Here is a 17890-nt window from a genome sequence, read left to right on the forward strand (position 1 = left end):
TTATTTGTTTTTACTGTTCTTCTTTTTACCAATGGCATCTGTAGCTTTTCCGTATCCTATCTCTCGTACCCGGGCATTATATGAATGAGCGTAGATACCTGCTCTTGCTGTTAATACAGGATCCTTGGATATTTCTATCCCCGATGGTACCTTTGTTGGATCAAAGTTAATATCCCTGCAGCCACCTTCAGTTTGATCAAAAACTCTTTTTATTTCCAGTACACCTGCAACTACTTGACGACGGTTTTTGGGCCAAGGTTTTGCTGAATTTTCAATTTCATCACCTGGCTCAGCAAAAGTTATGACCAAATCCCAATAAAGGGATTCTTTTGTAAGACGTCTTTTTAGCTCATCAAAAAGGTAATCATGACTGGCATGTTGACGTTCCTCCTTCGTCCAAGAATTAAACGAAGCATGTGGTCTCATGGACCAGCGAACAGCATGTTTATCACCATCTGAATCAACTAAAAAGAACGAATTAATAACATTATATTCAGCCCCTGCAAAACTATTTACCCACGGTGCGCTCTCTGCCCAATCATTAAATTTTTGAGCTTCGGGATAGTCTTTAAGAAATGCTGCAACTAGCTCTGGATTTGGCTTGCCGGTCGTGCTGTCGATTTTGTAAGCATCTGAGCGTCTAATAACACCTTCAACATCATGCGTTACAAAAAATGGCTGATTATTAAGTTTCATTCTCCATTGTTGATTATCTTCTGATGATATCATCAAAGCCATGCTAACTGTTCGTGTTGAATTGTCCGCAGCAAAAGGATCAACACTTCCGAGTGAAAAGCGACCTATTACGGAAGAGGAGTCCTGTGAGAATACTCTTGCTTTTGAAAAAGGAGATAGTTTTCCTGTTGGACGAAAAGTACCTTCAAAGCAAATTCCTTTTGAATGTGCCCGCCGGTAGCCGGCAGGGAAGGATTCTGGTGTATCTTTAAGAAAACTTTTTGTAGTAGTTCGGTTTCCAATCAAATCTGCCGACCAAGCAAAGATTAACACTAGCCCTCCCGCAATAATCAGGATAAAAACTAACGGTATAAGTACTTTCTTTGATTTAAAATTCTTTTTATCCATGTGATTTATTTAATATACTAAGACTTTATTCAACAATTTAAGTTGAGATACTTTTGTTGATTTAACAATATTTTCAAAGTTATTGTTTAAGTGACAATGCTTCACTATAGATTACCTTATGGTAATTAGTTACTTTTAAGTAAGCTGCTATACTTTTTAAGAATATTACTTATATTTATATAAAAAAACAACAAGTGAAGAAAGCAAAATTTGAACTCGGTGAAAAATGTTTAAGACAAATTCGAGGAATTAAAGATACAAACCAGTTACTAAGTGGTAAATGGAAGAGTTTGATTATAAGCCATTTGTACTATGACGAAACTTTGCGTTTTATGGATTTAAAAAGAAAAACTGAAGATATTGCTCCGAAAGTCCTTTCGAAGGAGCTCAAAGAGCTGGAATTAAATAAACTTATAAAACGTACCGTTAAAGATACAATGCCTATAACAGTAGAATATGAACTTACTGAATTTGGAATAGGGCTTCATTCAGTAATCAAAGTGATGAGTGAATGGGGAATAAATTATAGAGAACAATTGTATAATAAATAGATTTTGCTTCGATATTAATAAACCTTAAGAAATTTAATTCATAATAATCGACTTTTTACATATAAACTTATAAGATTAATAAGTATAATCGAAAAAAGAGAGAAATTGGAATATGTCTTTATCCTATCCAATTTTTCATTTTTTTTTGAAAACCTTTGTCAATGTAACTTCAATTTTTACTTTTGAGATGTGTAAGTGCAGGAATTGTAACTGATAAATTATCAAATGCTTATCTTTCAATATTGCAAAAAATAGATAAAAATTATTTTTAAGTTTGTATTTCAAATTAAAGAGTTTTTTAAATCAAGGGAGCTTATATTTTACAAATTATCAAAATATAAGAATTGTGGTAATTTGGTGGCAATGTTCTAAAAGTAAGTTGTAAATTTTATGTTTTCAGTTATTTAATGTTAAGTTCGAATCCCTCTCTCCGCAAGATGCGAAAACGGAAGTTTTCAAAAAGCATCAAAAATAGATAAATCCTGCAAATCACTGATTTTGCAGGATTTTTTATTTATAGCAGTTGCTGTAATTTTCAAAAATACTCCAAAAGCTTGTGGCACTTTTTAAATCGCTTAAAAATTGCCACAAAAAGAATCAGTCTCAAAAGTTGTGGACTCAGCAAAATAACGGTATTAAGTGCTCGATTATAATCCCTATTTTCGTGCAGCTATTCAATCAACATAGAACAAAAAGCTGTAAAACACCTATTTTAGCTTTTTGTTGTATGCCGGGTTTTATCAGATTATTGTAAATAGGGTTGATTAAGCCTTATTTTCTATAGAGTTGTTGATATTTGAGAGGGCTTTTACCGGTAATATTTTTAAAGCATTCATGGAAGCTGGTGAAATTGTTGAAACCACTGGCAAAACAAATTTCTTTTACAGACATTTGGTCTTCTATTAATTTTTGGCAGGCATCTCCTATGCGTATTTCATTCACAAACTGGGTGTAGGTTTTCCCGGTTTTAGACTTAAAGAATTTACAAAAAGAATTAGGACTGAGGCTGGCGATTTCTGAAATTTCTTCCAAACTGATTTTTTCCATATATCTGGATAAGGTATAATTGTAGATTTCCTGGATCCGTCGTTTTTCATCCTCATTAAAGTGGTATTTGAAATGAGAGGAAGCCAAAAAATCATATTCTAAAGAATTACTGATACAGGATAATGCTTCTAATAATTTGATGATTTTCATCGTACCGTCACTGTTGATGACCTCCGGAATTAATTGAGTTAACGTTTCCCGGGATCCACCTTTGACTTGCAGTCCCCTTGAGCTCAGAATAAGCATTTTTTTAAGGTCATGATTTTCGGGAAGTTGTAAAAATTCTTCACCCCAGAAATTTTCATCAAAATGAACCACAAAAACCTCTACCTTATTTCTTTTGGAGCTTTCAAAATATTTGGTATCAAATTGCCAGTAATGAGGCAGGTTTTTCCCGATGAGTACTACATCCCCTTCCTTAAACCTTTCAATAGTATTTCCTACATATTGAGTTCCCGATCCCTTTCGAAAATAGATAAGTTCCAGAACTGTATGATAATGCCATTTATTATTCACATCAGGCATTACATCCTTTCTTGCACTGAAAGAATGTAAAGTGTCAGATGATATTTCCAGAAACTGAGGTTTCATTACTTAGTTATTTCGTCATAAAAAAGTAAAAATAGAATTTTTTTGGATAATATACCTTAATAATTGGATAAAATGAGAGAATTTTGTTTTCGATATAAAGTCTAATTTGGTTGAATAAATTTTAATACTTTGTTTAAATATTTGTTGAATTGATATGAAAGTTGGATTATTTATACCATGTTATGTAGATATGCTGTATCCTAAAGTTGGAATAGCTACTTATTCTCTGCTGAAAAAATTAGGTGTAAATGTGACTTATCCAATGGGGCAAACATGTTGTGGACAGCCAATGGCTAACTCCGGTTACGAGAATCTCACCTGTGAAACCAATAAAAATTTTATTGAACAGTTCAAAGACTTTGATATAATAGTTGCTCCTTCAGGGAGCTGCGTTTTACATATAAAGGAACATCTGAAGGGAGATAAGGAGAATCAGGCTGTACCTATTCAGGAAAATATCTATGAGCTGACAGAATTTTTGACAGATGTATTAAAGATTAACAATCTGAAGGCATCTTTTCCCCATAAAGTTGGTTTTCATCAAAGCTGTCATGGGCAGAGAGGCTTGCATCTTTCAGGAATGAGCGAGTTGACCGCGGCTTACTTTTCGAAACCAGAACAATTATTACAGCAGGTGGAAAATATTGAGCTGATTCGGCTGGATAAGCAGGATGAATGTTGTGGTTTTGGCGGAACTTTCTGCATTACAGAAGAAGCTGTTTCTTCCAAAATGGGTAAAGACAGGCTGGCAGACCATATTAAGAACGGTGCAGAATATATTACGGCTTGTGATATGTCCTGTCTGATGCATCTGGAGGGTATTGCAAACAGAGAAAAAAAAGAGGTGAAAATAATTCACATCGCTGAAATTTTAAATACTGAAAATGTAAACAGATGAAAAGCCATGCCTCTTTAGCAGAACAATTTAACCGGGATGAAAATCGTGTGGACTGGCATAATGAAACGCTATGGTTTATCCGTGAGAAAAGAGATAAGCAGAGTCATCAGATACCCGATTGGGAAAAGCTAAGGGAAACGGCTTCAAAGATAAAACTGAATGTTCTTTCAAACCTCGATACCTATTTAATGGAATTTGAGCGAAATGCTTTGATTAATGGCATAAAAGTACATTGGGCTGAAGATGCTGAAGAGCATAATAAGATCGTACTTTCAATTCTTCAGGAACATCAGGTAAGATATATGGTAAAGAGCAAATCTATGCTGACAGAGGAATGCCACCTGAATGATTATCTGGAAAAAAATGACATTGAAGTAACTGATACTGATCTTGGCGAAAGGATCGTTCAGCTGGCTAAAGAACAGCCAAGTCATATTGTGCTTCCTTGTATTCATAAAAAGAAAGAAGAGATAGGAGATATTTTTCACGAAAATCTCAGTAGCCCTAAAGGACTTTCGGACCCTCGGCAGCTTACTGAAATAGCACGCCAGGATTTAAGGAAAAAATTTTTGCAAAGCCATGCAGCATTGACGGGAGTTAATTTTGCCGTGGCAGAAACAGGTGAGTTTATAGTATGTACCAACGAGGGAAATGCAGATATGGGTGCTCACCTGGCCAAGGTACATATCGCCTGCATGGGATTGGAAAAAATAATCCCCAGGCGGGAACATTTAGGAGTTTTTCTTCGCCTACTCGCAAGAAGTGCTACCGGGCAGCCAATGACAACCTATACCAGTCATTTCAGGAAACCAAGAGGCGGGCAGGAAATGCATATAGTTATTGTTGATAACGGCAGATCAGAACAATTGAGTAAAGAAAAATTTAGAAATTCATTAAAATGTATACGTTGTGGAGCTTGCTTCAATACCTGTCCTGTGTACAGACGGAGTGGCGGGCATAGCTATCATACAGCTGTAGCAGGCCCAATCGGGTCTGTTCTGAATCCGGTACGGAATATTGCAGACTATAAAGACCTGCCCTTCGCATCTACCTTATGTGGTTCCTGTACCCATGTATGCCCGGTAAAGATTGATCTGCATAATCAGCTTTATGAATTAAGACAGGAAATAATCAATTCCGGCATGGGACAACCCGTGAAAAGTTTCTCAATGAAGCTTCTGGCGAGAGCTTTAAGCAATGCGAAAAAATATGAGAAGCTGAAAAAAACAATAAAATTAGGCTATCGGTATGTTCCATTTCTTCTTAAAAACAGTGCTAATCCCTGGTATAAACATCGGGAAATGCCGGAAATGCCAGAAGAAAGTTTTAAAGAATGGTATCAAAAGAATATAGGAAATGGGAAGTAGAGAAGATATCTTATCAAGAATAGCAAAGGTTAAACCTATAGGAAATGAGTTATCATCAGATGTATCATTTATTTCCATATCTGAAAATCTTTTGGAGACCTTTGCGCTGGCAGCTCAGAATAATGGCTCACAAGTAACATTGATAGAAGATAGTACAGAAGTTCTGGCCTACATCAATAAAAATATCGCTCCTGATAAGAGAGTGATTTATAATATCAGAGAATGGCAGGAAAAAAATGAAGAGATAACGGATCAGGAAATAAATGATCCACATACGTTGGAAGATGTAGAGGTAGCAGTAATAGAAGGTAGCATAGGCGTAGCAGAAAATGCAGCTGTCTGGATTACGGAAAGCCAGATGAAGTACAGGGCTCTGCCATTCATTACCCAGCATCTAATGGTGATATTGAAGGCGGATAAAATAGTTCCTTTATTACATGACGCCTACAAATTCTTAACGGTAGAAGAAGGATTCTCATGTTTTATTTCAGGACCTTCTAAAACAGCTGATATTGAACAGTCGTTAGTGATTGGTGCACATGGGGCAAGAAGCCATCACTTATTTATAATAACACAAAATAACGCAACATAACAGAAAATAATATAACATAAAAATGATAAAGCTTACTTATAGCAATAATGAAGAGGGTAACTTACAGATTATCAGACTATGCAAAACATGACACCAGGACCATCAACGAAAGTTTCATCAGAAAGAAAAAGTTATCTCTTTCCACTGATTCTTGTTACCAGCCTCTTCTTTTTTTGGGGCTTTGTTCATAATTTGGACCCTGTGCTTATTCCCCATTTGCGGAAAGCATTTCAATTGACTGATTTAGAGTCATCACTGGTAGATTTTTCTATATTTATTGCCTATTTTCTAATGGCTATTCCTGCCGGGAATGTGATGCGTAAATATGGCTATAAAAGTGGAATTATTTTGGGATTATGCCTCTTTGCATTGGGCGCTTTTCTTTTTATTCCGGCGGCTAATACAAGGATGTATATTTTCTTTTTGGGAGCGCTCTTTATCATCGCCTGCGGACTGACATTTCTGGAAACCGCGGCCAACCCTTATGTGACCATACTGGGACCACCGGAAACAGCAACACGCAGGCTTAATTTTTCACAGTCTTTCAATGGGCTGGCAGCATTTATAGCACCTATTGTAGGAGGTCAATATATATTAAGTGGAGAACCGCTTACTGATGCGCAGATAAAGGCACTTTCTCCGCAAGATCTTAATATGTATATCACACAGGAATCTGCCAGTGTGAAAGGACCTTATCTTGTATTGGGAATTATAATTGTAGTGGTAATGCTGCTGTTCGTTTTTACAAAGCTACCGGACATTAAACAGGAAGATGATGGTGATCCATCCAAAATTTCCAATGCCTGGAAACATAAACATTTAAGATGGGCCATAGCAGCGCAGTTTTTTTATGTAGGTGCTCAGGTTTGTGTACTCAGTTTTTTTATCCGGTTTATTGTTGTTTCTGCAGGAATTACAGAAAAAAATGCAGTTTTCTATTCCGGATTGGCGGGACTGGCTTTTATGTTGGGACGCTTTGTAGGAACTTTCTTTATGAAATTTATAAAACCCAACAGGTTATTAATGATATATGCTGCTCTGAGTATGCTGCTCACCTTAATAGCCATATTCGGGAAAGGAAGTATTACCATTTATGCATTAATTGGAGTGGCTTTTTTTATGTCCATTATGTTTCCAACTATCTTTTCACTGGGCATTGCAGGTTTGGGTAAAGATACTAAAATAGCTTCTTCACTTATTGTAATGTCTATTGTTGGTGGAGCTATTTTACCATTGGGATTAGGGTATATATCAGATCTTACCCATACTATACAATATGGTTATTTGGTACCATTACTCTGTTTTATTGTTGTATTTGTATTCGGTATGTATGGCTGGAAGCCCACCGGTAACACTTTAGAAAAAAGACCATGAAAAATAAAGTTTTAAAAATTAATCAAAAGGATAACGTTTTAGTAGCGTTACAGGATATTAAGACCGGAGAAAAAATCCACTTCGAAGGGCAGGAGTATAATGTATTGGAAAATATTCTGGCAAAGCATAAATTTTTTACGCAGGATCTTCCACAGGGAAGTGATGTATTGATGTATGGTGTATTGGTTGGCAAAACACAGGTGGAGGTGAAGAAGGGGGAGCGTATGAATGTAGAAAATACCAAACATGCCGCAGAGCCATATGCTTACAGGGCAGCAGAATACCATTGGATAGCTCCTGAGGCATCTAGATTCAAAAACAGAACATTTGATGGCTACCATAGAAGTAATGGTGAAGTGGGAACGGCCAATTACTGGCTTTTTATTCCTACTGTTTTTTGTGAAAACAGAAATCTTGATGTCATTAAAGAAGCGTTGCATAATGAATTGGGCTATGCAATAGGAGATAAATATAAAGAATATACGCGTCATTTGCTGGAAGCGTACCAGAAAGAAGAAGATTTGGAAAATATCTCTTTAAATCCAGTTATAGAGCCTAAAAAGAGGGTTTTTAAAAATGTAGATGGTATTAAGTTTCTGAACCATAGTGGAGGTTGTGGCGGGACGAGACAAGATTCTGCTACTTTGAGCAAGTTACTGGCTTCATACGCAGACCATCCTAATGTAGCGGGGGTTACGGTATTAAGCCTGGGCTGCCAGCATCTTCAGGTGGAAGATTTTAAAAGAGACCTGCGGGAAAGAAATCCGAAGTTTGATAAACCACTATTTATATTTGAACAACAAGGATCACAAAGTGAAGAAGCTTTGATTAAACAGGCTATTCATGATACTTTTATAGGATTGACTGAAATCAATACAATAGAACGGAAACCTGCTGGACTGGATAAGCTGGTATTGGGAGTAAAATGTGGAGGCAGTGATGGATTCAGTGGTATTTCTGCAAATCCGGCAGTAGGCTATACTGCAGATTTATTGGTAAGCCTCGGAGGTAAGGTATTGCTGGCCGAATTCCCGGAACTTTGTGGTGCCGAACAGGAAATGATCGACCGGGCCGTAAATAAAGAAACAGCTGAAAAATTCATCAGGTTGATGACGGAATATGATGCACTGGCCCATCAGGCAGGTTCAGGGTTTTATATGAATCCTTCACCCGGAAATATTAAGGATGGGCTGATTACAGATGCCATAAAATCTGTAGGAGCTGCCAGAAAAGGTGGGCATTCCCCTGTTACGGATGTGTTGGATTATACTGAAAAAGCTACTAAACCCGGGTTGAACCTGGTGTGTACTCCTGGGAATGATGTAGAAGCAACAACTGGAAAGACTGCTTCAGGAGCAACGCTGATACTCTTTACAACAGGACTCGGAACACCAACCGGAAATCCGGTTTGTCCCACCATAAAAGTAGCAACCAATTCAGCGCTGGCGATGAGGATGCCTGATATTATTGATATTGATACAGGCCCCATCATTGAAGGTGAAAAAACAATAGCCGAAATGGGAGAGGATATATTAGACTACTGTATAGAAGTAGCAAGTGGAAGGATAACACCTAAAGCAGTGCTGCTGAATCAGGATGATTTTATTCCCTGGAAAAAAGGGGTTAGTTTGTAATTTTAAAAATAAAATAAAATGTTTTCATTAAAAAATAAAAAAGCAATTGTTACCGGAGGTGGAAGTGGTATAGGAAAAGCCATTTCTGAACTGTTTGCAGAACAGGGAGCGGAAGTTCATATCCTGGAACTCAATGAAGCCAATGGAGCAGAAGTTTTATCCCGTATAGAAGCTAAAGGTGGTAAAGCATATATACATGCCTGTGATGTTTCTGACCATCAGCAGATTCAAAATGTATTTACCCATATCGGGGCTATTCATATTCTGGTGAACAATGCCGGTATAGCCCATGTAGGAAAAGCAGACAATACCTCAGAAGAAGATTTTGATAAAGTGGTTTCTGTGAATATAAAAGGAGTATACAATTGCCTGCATGCCGCAATCCCCCAGCTGAAAGCATCCGGTAATGGAGTCGTTCTTAATATGGCTTCCATTGCAGCTTTGGTAGGAATTCCCGACAGATTTGCCTACAGTACGGCAAAAGGAGCCGTAAAAGCGATGACGATGAGCGTTGCCAAAGATTACATCCATGATAATATCCGTTGTAATTCTATTTCCCCGGCCAGGGTTCACACCCCTTTTGTAGACGGGTTCCTGCAAAAAAACTATCCCGACAGGGTGGAAGAGATGTTTCAGAACCTATCTAAAACCCAGCCTATAGGAAGAATGGCAGCCCCTAAAGAAATTGCAGCATTGGCATTATATTTATGCAGTGATGAAGCCTCCTTTATTACAGGATGCGATTACCCTATTGATGGAGGTTTTACAACATTAAATAACTAATTTGGACATATGAAATTAATAAGATACGGAGCCGCTGGCCAGGAAAAACCGGGCATAATCATTGATGAAAAATACTATGATGTTTCTCATCTGGTGAATGACTATGATGAAAAATTTTTCTCCGGTAATGCTATTGATGAGCTGAAAGAGAAAATTGCTACAGGAGGACTTACAGAAATTGATAAAACGGTAAGGTTGGGAGCACCACTGGCAAGACCCTCAAAAATTGTCTGTGTAGGTCTGAACTATAAAGACCACGCCGCAGAAACCAATATGCCCATTCCTTCAGAACCTATTTTGTTTTTTAAATCAACTTCGGCCATAGTAGGCCCTAATGATGATCTGATTATTCCTAAAAACAGCACAAAAACAGACTGGGAAGTAGAACTGGCGATTATAATCGGTAAAAAAGCCAGCTATGTAGAGCCTGAGGATGCTTTTGACCATATTGCAGGATATGCTCTTCACAACGACTACAGTGAAAGGGCTTTTCAGATCGAAAGAAACGGACAATGGGTAAAGGGAAAAAGTGCAGATACTTTTGCACCTATAGGACCTTTTATAGCAACAAAAGATGAAATAAGCAATATCAATAATCTCCAGCTTTGGCTAAAAGTGAATGATAAAATGATGCAGAATGGAAATACTTCAAACTTTATTTTCGATGTGGCCTATATGGTAAGCTATATCAGCCAGTTTATGACCCTATTGCCGGGAGATGTTATTTCAACCGGTACACCGGCCGGAGTGGGAATGGGGCAGAAGCCTGAAGCCTGGTATCTGAAGCCTGGAGATGTTGTGGAATTAGGCATCGAAGGGTTGGGAACCAGTAAACAAAATGTGAAATCTTATTTTTAATGAAGAGATATACACTGGCTTTGGACCTTAAGGATGATGAAAATCTGATCCGTCAATATGAGGAATACCATCAGGAAGTATGGCCGGAAGTTCTGGAAAGTATAAAATCTTCCGGAATACGGAATATGGAAATATACCGCACCGGAAACCGCCTCTTTATGATTATGGAAGCTGAAGATCATTTCTCTTTTGAAATGAAAGCTCAGGCTGACAAAGCAGACCCTAAAGTTCAGGAATGGGAAACTTTAATGTGGAATTATCAGCAGGCATTGCCCAATTCCAGGCCGGGAGAAAAGTGGATCGTAATGGATAAAATTTTTAGCTTATAAAAATGATTGATACCCATGTGCACTTCTGGAGATATGATGAGGTTCGGGACTCCTGGATCGATAGCAGTATGTCCACTATTCGGAAGGATTTTTTACCTTCAGATATTGATGAATTGCTGATCCATAATAAGATAGATGGAATTGTTGCTGTTCAGGCAGATCAAAGCCTGGCAGAAACCCGGTTTCTACTGGAACTCGCAGAAGAATATCCTAAGATCCTGGGTATTGTAGGATGGATTGATTTTTTGAGCGGTAATTTCGAAGATCAGTTGAAAGAATTTAAAGGATACCCTAAAATAAAAGGCTGGCGCCATATTGTTCAGGCAGAAGCTAAAGGCTTTCTTACCCACCCTGAATTTGTGGATAATATCAGAAAATTGAAAGTGTATGATTATACCTATGATATTTTAATCCACCATTCGCAGATGGAAGAAGCCATAAGCTTTGTGAGAAAACTTGAGGATCAGAAGTTGATTCTGGATCATATCGGAAAACCTGATATCAAGAATTCAGAGATTAAAAACTGGAAAAGGAATATTTCCATTTTGGCTCAGTCAGAGAACGTTTACTGTAAGCTTTCCGGATTAGTGACTGAAGCCGAACGGGGAAAATGGACAAAAGAAATGCTGGAACCTTATCTGGATATTGTTTTTAAATATTTTGGAACATCCAGAATAGTATTTGGGAGCGATTGGCCGGTAATGCTTTTAAATACAAATTATTCCGAATGGCTGCAGTGTATAAAAGATTATTTACAACAGTTTAACAAAAAAGAACAAAAACAGATACTTGAGGGAAATGCTATTCATTTTTACAATTTATAAAGTATGGATTTACAACTCGAAAATAAAATAATTGTCGTAAGCGGCGGCGCCAAAGGAATTGGAGAAGGAATTGTTCGATTGTTGGCTCAGGAAAAAGCTATTCCTGTTATTATAGGTAGAAATGCAGAAGACAACCAGCAGTTAATCGATGCGCTGGCTGCTGAAAATCTTATAGCCCATGCTGTGGAGGCCGAGCTTACACAACCTGTAGAATGCCAAAGAGCAATTGGTGAAGTCATATCAGGATTTAGCAGAATAGACGGTCTTGTCAACAATGCAGGAGAAAATGACGGCGTTGGATTAGAAAACGGAAGCTATGAAGCCTTTATGCAGTCATTACATAAAAACCTTGTTCATTACTATCTTTTGGCCCACTATGCTCTTCCTGCTTTGAAATTAACTAAAGGAAGTATTGTAAATATAGGAAGTAAAACAGCAGAAACCGGTCAGGGAGGAACATCTGCTTATGCCGCTGCTAATGGCGGACGAAATGCGCTGACAAGGGAATGGGCCGTGGAATTATTGCCCTATCATATCCGGGTAAATGCTGTGATTGTAGCAGAAGCTTATACTCCATTGTATGAAAAGTGGATCAAAAGCTTTGATGACCCGCAGGCAAAGCTTAAGACAATAACAGATAAAATCCCCTTTGAAAAAAGAATGACCACTACTGAAGAGATCGCCGGTATGGTAGCATTTTTACTGTCTGAAAAGTCCAGCCATACTACAGGTCAGCTGATCCATGTGGATGGCGGCTATGTACATCTGGACAGAGCATTATAAAAAAACAAACGATCAGCAAGTAACTAAACAATAATCTTTAAATAATAAAAGGGAACAATTCAGTTGGTTGTTTAGTTGTAATATTTCTTTTTCAACCAAAGACTGGCTCTAACCAGTAGGATAAGTACAGGGACCTCTACAAGTGGGCCTATAACTCCTACAAACGCTTGTGGTGAGCTGATTCCAAAGACTGCAATAGCTACAGCAATAGCCAGTTCAAAATTGTTTCCTGTGGCAGTAAAAGCAATAGAGGCATTTTTGTCGTAAGGTACTTTCAACGATTTGTTTACAAAGAAACTTACGAAGAACATAAGGATAAAATAGATTACCAGTGGAATAGCTACTTTTAATACATCCATTGGCAACTCTACAATTTTTTCACCTTTGAGACTGAACATCAGGACAATCGTAAATAAAAGCGCGTAAAGGGTGATTGGTGAAATTCTGGGTACAAATTTTCGGTTATACCATTCTATACCTTTTGATTTTACTAAAAAGTATCGGCTTAAAAAGCCAGCTAGAAAAGGAATACCAAGATAGATAAGTACACTCTCCGTAACATCCTTCATGGATACACTGACATTGAAATTTGCTAAACCTAATCTACCCGGAAGTATATTGATGAATAACCATACAAAGAAGCTGTATGTGAATACCTGAAAGATACTGTTTAAAGCAACCAGTAGAGCTGCATATTCTCTATTTCCTTTTGCTAAATCATTCCATACAATTACCATGGCAATACATCGGGCCAAACCGATAAGGATTAGCCCAATCATATAATCAGGCTCATCTCTCAAAAATAAAATAGCGAGCACAAACATTAAAATAGGCCCTATTACCCAATTTAACAATAGTGATATACTGATTACTTTTTTATCTTTAAATGCCGTTGGTAAAAGGGAATAGTCTACTTTAGCAAGAGGAGGATACATCATTAAGATCAATCCAATTGCTAATGGTATATTGGTTGTACCTACGGATAAGGAGTCTGTGACCTTTGAAATGCCCGGAAATAAAAATCCTAAGCCTACTCCGATTGCCATAGCAAGAAATATCCATAAGGTAAGGTATCGATCAAGAAATTTTAATTTTGGTTGCATGCTGTTTTAATTTATTCCTATTGTTTTGCTTCTTCTTTCCATAATTATGGTGTCACGCCAAGTATTTCCAAGTTTTCCAATTTTTTCTCGATGGCCGATGATCCTAAAATCTAAACTTGTATGAAGCGCTACCGTTTCCTTATTCTCTGGAAACATTCCACTCTGCAGTGTCCAGATTCCATTTATTTCACTTTCAGAAATCAACTTCGTCATCAGCATTTTTCCTATTCCCTTACCTTTATGGTCATTAGCGACGTAAATACTAATTTCTGCCACACCGCCATATACACCGCGATCACTAACTGCTGATAGTGCAGCCCATCCCACGACGACATTGTCAATGATAGCTGCTAATCGGCTATGCTTTAATTTACTTTTGTCCCAATCTTCCCATGTTGGAACTGTGGTTTCAAAAGTTGCATTTCTAGTTTCAAGGCCTTGCCTATAGATTTCTACGATTTCCAGAAATTGTTCTTTACCAATAAAAACTATGTCCATTCTATTTCTTTATTTGTGAAAAAACATAAAGCATCTCTGTCGCTATCTGTGAACTTCTTTCTGTGTAAACCTGAGTCTGTTCCGGGGTATTGTCAGAAGCTTTAGGATCGTCATATTTTATAGGAAATCTGGCTTCTGCTCCAAATATTATGGGACAGCCTACATCCGCATTGTTGCAGGTCATTATAGCGCCAAATTCATTTTTAGGATTGAATTCGTTATTATATTCTTTAGAAAAACAAATGATAGCTGATTCATTTTGTGCGTATTTTACAGCGTAGACAGGATTTTCAGTTTCGCTAAGTTTTTGGATCTGAAAGCCTTGGTTATTCAGTGTTTCTGCTACTTTTGGGAACATAGCCGTTGCCTCTGTACCTCCTGAATAGCAATACACATTTTTAATGCCAAAATGATGAGACATTGTTTGGGCCCAGATCTGAGACAGGTGGCTTCTTCGGCTATTATGTGTACAGATGAAATTTAACCGGATAGTCTGGTTAGTCTCCACTTTGCTTTGTATGTAATTAACTAATGGCTGTAAAATTGTTTTTCTTTCCTCTGAAATTGTGTCAATTGAAAGAGCCTCAATACTTTCTAAGATTATTTGGTTCATTTTTAGTATTTTAATTTAGACTTCTCTTACTATGTTATATGCACTTTGATAAATAGCCTGTCTTCTTAGCAGCATCCACCTCCAGGTGTACAAGAGTTACTTTGGTTTACCGTAAGCTCAGAAAGATTTTTCTTTTGTTTTTCAGGAGGAATACCACAAGCATCCTGAGCAAGACAGGCTGTAGTTTTGCTTTTCAGCACAAAAGTCTTTCCATTAAACTCCAGATCGTATTTTCCGATGGTGTCACTCTGATATTCCACTTCAATCTCCCTATCTTCAATTCCCAGTTTTTCTTCGGAAATCTTGATAATATGCAGTAACTTTCCGGGTTTTAGACGGTGATCATAATCATTTGCATTCCATAGCTGAAAGTTGACCACTTTCTCATTACGGATGACACCCCCGCAATCAATAAAGTTTTTAGTGACCTGACCTACTTCTGTTACATGAAAGTGTTCAGGAACAAATCTCCCGTTTTCCAATTGAAATTCAACATTTTCCAATGTTGGCAAAATTTCTTTGATTTCTGATAATTTCATTTTATTTAATGTAAATATTTAAATTATATATTGCAATATAACGATGTTAAAAAGTAAAAAAGCTATGAACAACAGCTCGATACTGTAACTTCCTGGTTGAAAAAGCCGTTAAACTCATATTGAAACTGTTTCCAGATCTTCTCATTGATACAGTAGCAAACTGATTTACCCTCGATGGTTCCCTGAATAATACCTGTATTTTTCAGCTCTTTAAGATGCTGCGAAATGGTAGCTTGTGCCAAACCTAATTCTTCCACCAGATCATTACAGATACAGGCTTTTTTGTCAATAATATATTGGAGTATAGCGACTCGTGCGGGATGTCCTAACACCTTAAATGCTATAGCAAGTTTGTTGTGCTGATCTGCAAAAATTTCGGTCTTGGTAAGTCCCATACTACAGTAATTTTAATATTGCAATATTACGATATATTTTAATATACTCTTATATCATCAAAATAATTTTATTGAAGTTCTTGCAGTTAGCTGTAAAGTATATTGATTTGTAATTTGTGGCAGAGGTTATAAAACCTTTTCTATAAGAATAATGCTTGCCCCCCAAAAGTCTAAGCTATAAATTAGCCGGGGACTACAAAGGCCGTTAACTCGGCCATTTTTTTATTTTCAAATCTCCAGATATCACAATAAGAGTGGTCAGAAGATTGCCCGTTTTTATTTTTTACACGTATTTTCCCAACAGCTGTTACAAATTCACTCTCCGCAACTATAATTTCCACACTGAAATTTGGAGGTTTAAGGTATGTTTTTGCCATGTACTGCCGTACTTCTTCTTTGCCACGTAAAATCTGATCTCCCACAAAAGTCCATATAACGTCATCAGTACAAAAAGCCAGAAAATCTTCATAATCTCCTTTAGAGATAGCAGAATTTGCCTTTTCTAAAATTTCCTTATTGGTCATAGGTATTGATGTTATTCATTTCTAAATAAACTTGACAGAATTTTTACCAAGGGTAGCCGCACATTAGGGTAATCCGAAAATATATCAAATTACTTTTTGTATTGTCCCGGTGCATATTGTTTTGCTGACTTAGCGCCTGTAACCTTTTTTACCTGTCCCGGAGGAAGACCATGATTTCCATTGGGCTTCAGTCTGGGTGCACAGGAAAAAACAAACGATCCGAGAAGAACAGCAAGGCCTAATTTTTTAATTGCATTCATAATGTTTTTTCTTAGTTCATTAAAATATTATGCCAAGTTATAATTAATAGACATTCTTCGAAGATGATAAATGTTGCCAGTATTGCTGATAACCTATAGTAAATGGTAATTAACATAGATTCGATATATAAAAAGCTGGTTTCTAATTATTTATTGGAGTTATTTTTGTTGTAACTTAGTGACAGTTATGAATCGCTATGCAAATCACAAAATACATACCATCTTTCAGAGAGAATTGTATCGAAATCTTTAAAAGTAATCAACCCCAATATTTTGCTGTTGAAGAGCTTCGTCTGTTTGAAAATTTTTTGGATTATGAAATTGAAGAAAACTACTATGTAATTAAGAATAATGGTCTGTTAGTAGGCTGTGGCGGAATTTTTTTCGACGCAAAGAATAATGAGGCAGGGCTGTCCTGGGGAATGGTACATGCTGACTACCATGGGCAGGGCATTGGTAAGTTATTAACTCAATTTAGGCTGGATCTATTGAAAAACATGTACCCTGATAAAAGTCTCAGAATCGAAACCTCACAACATACGGCAGAATTTTATAAAAAAAATGGTTTTAGCATTGCGGATATTGTTCCGGATGGTTTTGCTGAAGGAATTGATAAATATAGTATGAAAATGGAATTCAAAAGCTAGCCCAACAACTGATAGGAGAAGAGCTTTATGCTATTTCTAAAAATTGAAATTCAATTCACTACAGAGGAAATAATAGCTATAGACAGTGCTTTGTTTTTTATTTGGTGAATTAATATAAATTTTTCTATATTTGCACCACTGAAAACAACGGTATAGCCGGAGTTTAAGGAGAGTTGGCAGAGTGGTCGATTGCGGCAGTCTTGAAAACTGTTGACTGTAACAGGTCCGGGGGTTCGAATCCCTCACTCTCCGCAAGAAAAGTGTAAAAACCGATGAATAGAGAAAATATTCATCGGTTTTTTATTTTAACTCCAAAAAACTGCACAAAATGTTTTTCACTATCATTCAAAAATAAAAGTCTTTTGATATTCTGTATGATTATATGACACCTATGAAAAATGAATATATAAAAGATATTATTAATAAAAAATAATTGTACCAGGTTAGTATTATTGTTGACAAAAATAAATACTTATAAACTTTGCAATACTTATAAAAATACAAAAGCATCCTATTATTGGAAGCTTTTAGTTTATTTAGCCTTGTTAATCAAAAATCCCGGAAGAGCTCCGGGATAATAAATTATTGTTTGGTATG

General features: G+C 36.9%; 21 protein-coding genes and 1 tRNA gene. 13 read left to right on the forward strand and 9 right to left on the reverse strand.

Annotation, left to right across the window (positions count from 1 at the left end):
* Window positions 1–1083, reverse strand: a complete 1083-nt coding sequence (locus MP477_RS15515; protein WP_257191105.1) for a catalase family peroxidase — start codon at window positions 1081–1083, stop codon at window positions 1–3.
* Between the two features lie 194 nt (window positions 1084–1277).
* Here MP477_RS15515 and MP477_RS15520 point away from each other — a divergent pair, with 194 nt between their 5' ends.
* The gene (locus MP477_RS15520; RefSeq protein ID WP_257191106.1) at window positions 1278–1634 is read left to right on the forward strand and encodes a helix-turn-helix domain-containing protein; all 357 of its coding nucleotides are present in this window, start codon (window positions 1278–1280) and stop codon (window positions 1632–1634) included.
* A gap of 771 nt (window positions 1635–2405) precedes the next feature.
* On the opposite strand, the gene MP477_RS15525 is transcribed toward MP477_RS15520, so the two are convergent.
* Complete coding sequence (locus MP477_RS15525; protein WP_257191107.1) at window positions 2406–3272, reverse strand: AraC family transcriptional regulator; 867 nt, start codon at window positions 3270–3272, stop codon at window positions 2406–2408.
* A gap of 154 nt (window positions 3273–3426) precedes the next feature.
* On the opposite strand from MP477_RS15525, the gene MP477_RS15530 reads away from it, so the two are divergent.
* From MP477_RS15530 to MP477_RS15575, 10 genes are all read left to right on the forward strand, one after another.
* Window positions 3427–4170, forward strand: a complete 744-nt coding sequence (locus tag MP477_RS15530; RefSeq protein ID WP_257191108.1) for a (Fe-S)-binding protein — start codon at window positions 3427–3429, stop codon at window positions 4168–4170.
* Window positions 4167–5537 carry a lactate utilization protein B gene (locus tag MP477_RS15535; protein ID WP_257191109.1) on the forward strand — a complete coding sequence of 457 codons (1371 nt, stop codon included), beginning with the start codon at window positions 4167–4169 and terminating at the stop codon, window positions 5535–5537. Before MP477_RS15530 ends, MP477_RS15535 begins: the two co-directional genes overlap by 4 nt.
* Window positions 5527–6129, forward strand: coding sequence for an LUD domain-containing protein (locus tag MP477_RS15540; protein ID WP_257191110.1), 603 nt, complete (start codon window positions 5527–5529; stop codon window positions 6127–6129). Before MP477_RS15535 ends, MP477_RS15540 begins: the two co-directional genes overlap by 11 nt.
* Window positions 6130–6207: 78 nt before the next feature.
* Window positions 6208–7503, forward strand: coding sequence for an L-fucose:H+ symporter permease (gene fucP / locus MP477_RS15545; protein ID WP_373567432.1), 1296 nt, complete (start codon window positions 6208–6210; stop codon window positions 7501–7503).
* Window positions 7500–9137 (forward strand): UxaA family hydrolase, encoded by a 1638-nt coding sequence (locus tag MP477_RS15550; protein WP_257191112.1) that lies wholly within the window; start codon window positions 7500–7502, stop codon window positions 9135–9137. The genes fucP and MP477_RS15550 overlap by 4 nt, the downstream gene beginning before the upstream one ends.
* Before the next feature lie 18 nt (window positions 9138–9155).
* Window positions 9156–9920: an SDR family NAD(P)-dependent oxidoreductase gene (locus tag MP477_RS15555; RefSeq protein ID WP_257191113.1), complete on the forward strand. Its 765-nt coding sequence runs from the start codon at window positions 9156–9158 to the stop codon at window positions 9918–9920.
* A gap of 9 nt (window positions 9921–9929) precedes the next feature.
* Window positions 9930–10778 carry a fumarylacetoacetate hydrolase family protein gene (locus MP477_RS15560; RefSeq protein WP_257191114.1) on the forward strand — a complete coding sequence of 283 codons (849 nt, stop codon included), beginning with the start codon at window positions 9930–9932 and terminating at the stop codon, window positions 10776–10778.
* Window positions 10778–11107, forward strand: a complete 330-nt coding sequence (locus tag MP477_RS15565) for an L-rhamnose mutarotase (RefSeq protein ID WP_230041273.1) — start codon at window positions 10778–10780, stop codon at window positions 11105–11107. The genes MP477_RS15560 and MP477_RS15565 overlap by 1 nt, the downstream gene beginning before the upstream one ends.
* A gap of 2 nt (window positions 11108–11109) precedes the next feature.
* Window positions 11110–11931 (forward strand): amidohydrolase, encoded by an 822-nt coding sequence (locus tag MP477_RS15570; protein ID WP_230041272.1) that lies wholly within the window; start codon window positions 11110–11112, stop codon window positions 11929–11931.
* Between the two features lie 3 nt (window positions 11932–11934).
* On the forward strand, window positions 11935–12714 hold the full coding sequence (locus MP477_RS15575) for an SDR family oxidoreductase (protein ID WP_257191115.1): 780 nt from the start codon (window positions 11935–11937) through the stop codon (window positions 12712–12714).
* Between the two features lie 71 nt (window positions 12715–12785).
* Here the strand turns inward: MP477_RS15575 and arsB are convergent, their stop codons facing one another.
* From arsB to MP477_RS15610, 7 genes are all read right to left on the reverse strand, one after another.
* The gene (arsB, locus tag MP477_RS15580; RefSeq protein WP_230041270.1) at window positions 12786–13817 is read right to left on the reverse strand and encodes an ACR3 family arsenite efflux transporter; all 1032 of its coding nucleotides are present in this window, start codon (window positions 13815–13817) and stop codon (window positions 12786–12788) included.
* Between the two features lie 6 nt (window positions 13818–13823).
* Entirely contained in the window at window positions 13824–14315 is a 492-nt protein-coding gene (locus tag MP477_RS15585) for a GNAT family N-acetyltransferase (RefSeq protein WP_257191116.1), read from the reverse strand.
* A 1-nt stretch (window position 14316) separates the two neighbouring features.
* Window positions 14317–14928 carry a low molecular weight phosphatase family protein gene (locus MP477_RS15590; RefSeq protein WP_257191117.1) on the reverse strand — a complete coding sequence of 204 codons (612 nt, stop codon included), beginning with the start codon at window positions 14926–14928 and terminating at the stop codon, window positions 14317–14319.
* 65 nt (window positions 14929–14993) lie between these two features.
* The gene (locus tag MP477_RS15595; protein ID WP_230041267.1) at window positions 14994–15467 is read right to left on the reverse strand and encodes a DUF6428 family protein; all 474 of its coding nucleotides are present in this window, start codon (window positions 15465–15467) and stop codon (window positions 14994–14996) included.
* Between the two features lie 62 nt (window positions 15468–15529).
* Window positions 15530–15862, reverse strand: coding sequence for a helix-turn-helix transcriptional regulator (locus tag MP477_RS15600; RefSeq protein ID WP_230041266.1), 333 nt, complete (start codon window positions 15860–15862; stop codon window positions 15530–15532).
* Between the two features lie 182 nt (window positions 15863–16044).
* Window positions 16045–16386, reverse strand: coding sequence for a nuclear transport factor 2 family protein (locus MP477_RS15605; protein WP_257191118.1), 342 nt, complete (start codon window positions 16384–16386; stop codon window positions 16045–16047).
* An 89-nt stretch (window positions 16387–16475) separates the two neighbouring features.
* Window positions 16476–16646 carry a hypothetical protein gene (locus MP477_RS15610; protein WP_230041264.1) on the reverse strand — a complete coding sequence of 57 codons (171 nt, stop codon included), beginning with the start codon at window positions 16644–16646 and terminating at the stop codon, window positions 16476–16478.
* Between the two features lie 197 nt (window positions 16647–16843).
* Between MP477_RS15610 and MP477_RS15615 the strand changes: the two genes are divergently transcribed.
* Window positions 16844–17293, forward strand: coding sequence for a GNAT family N-acetyltransferase (locus tag MP477_RS15615; protein WP_230041263.1), 450 nt, complete (start codon window positions 16844–16846; stop codon window positions 17291–17293).
* Window positions 17294–17460: 167 nt separating this feature from the next.
* Window positions 17461–17545, forward strand: a tRNA-Ser gene (locus tag MP477_RS15620).
* Window positions 17546–17890 lie beyond the last annotated feature (345 nt).

The organism is Chryseobacterium sp. WG23 (assembly GCF_024586575.1).
Lineage (GTDB): Bacteria > Bacteroidota > Bacteroidia > Flavobacteriales > Weeksellaceae > Chryseobacterium.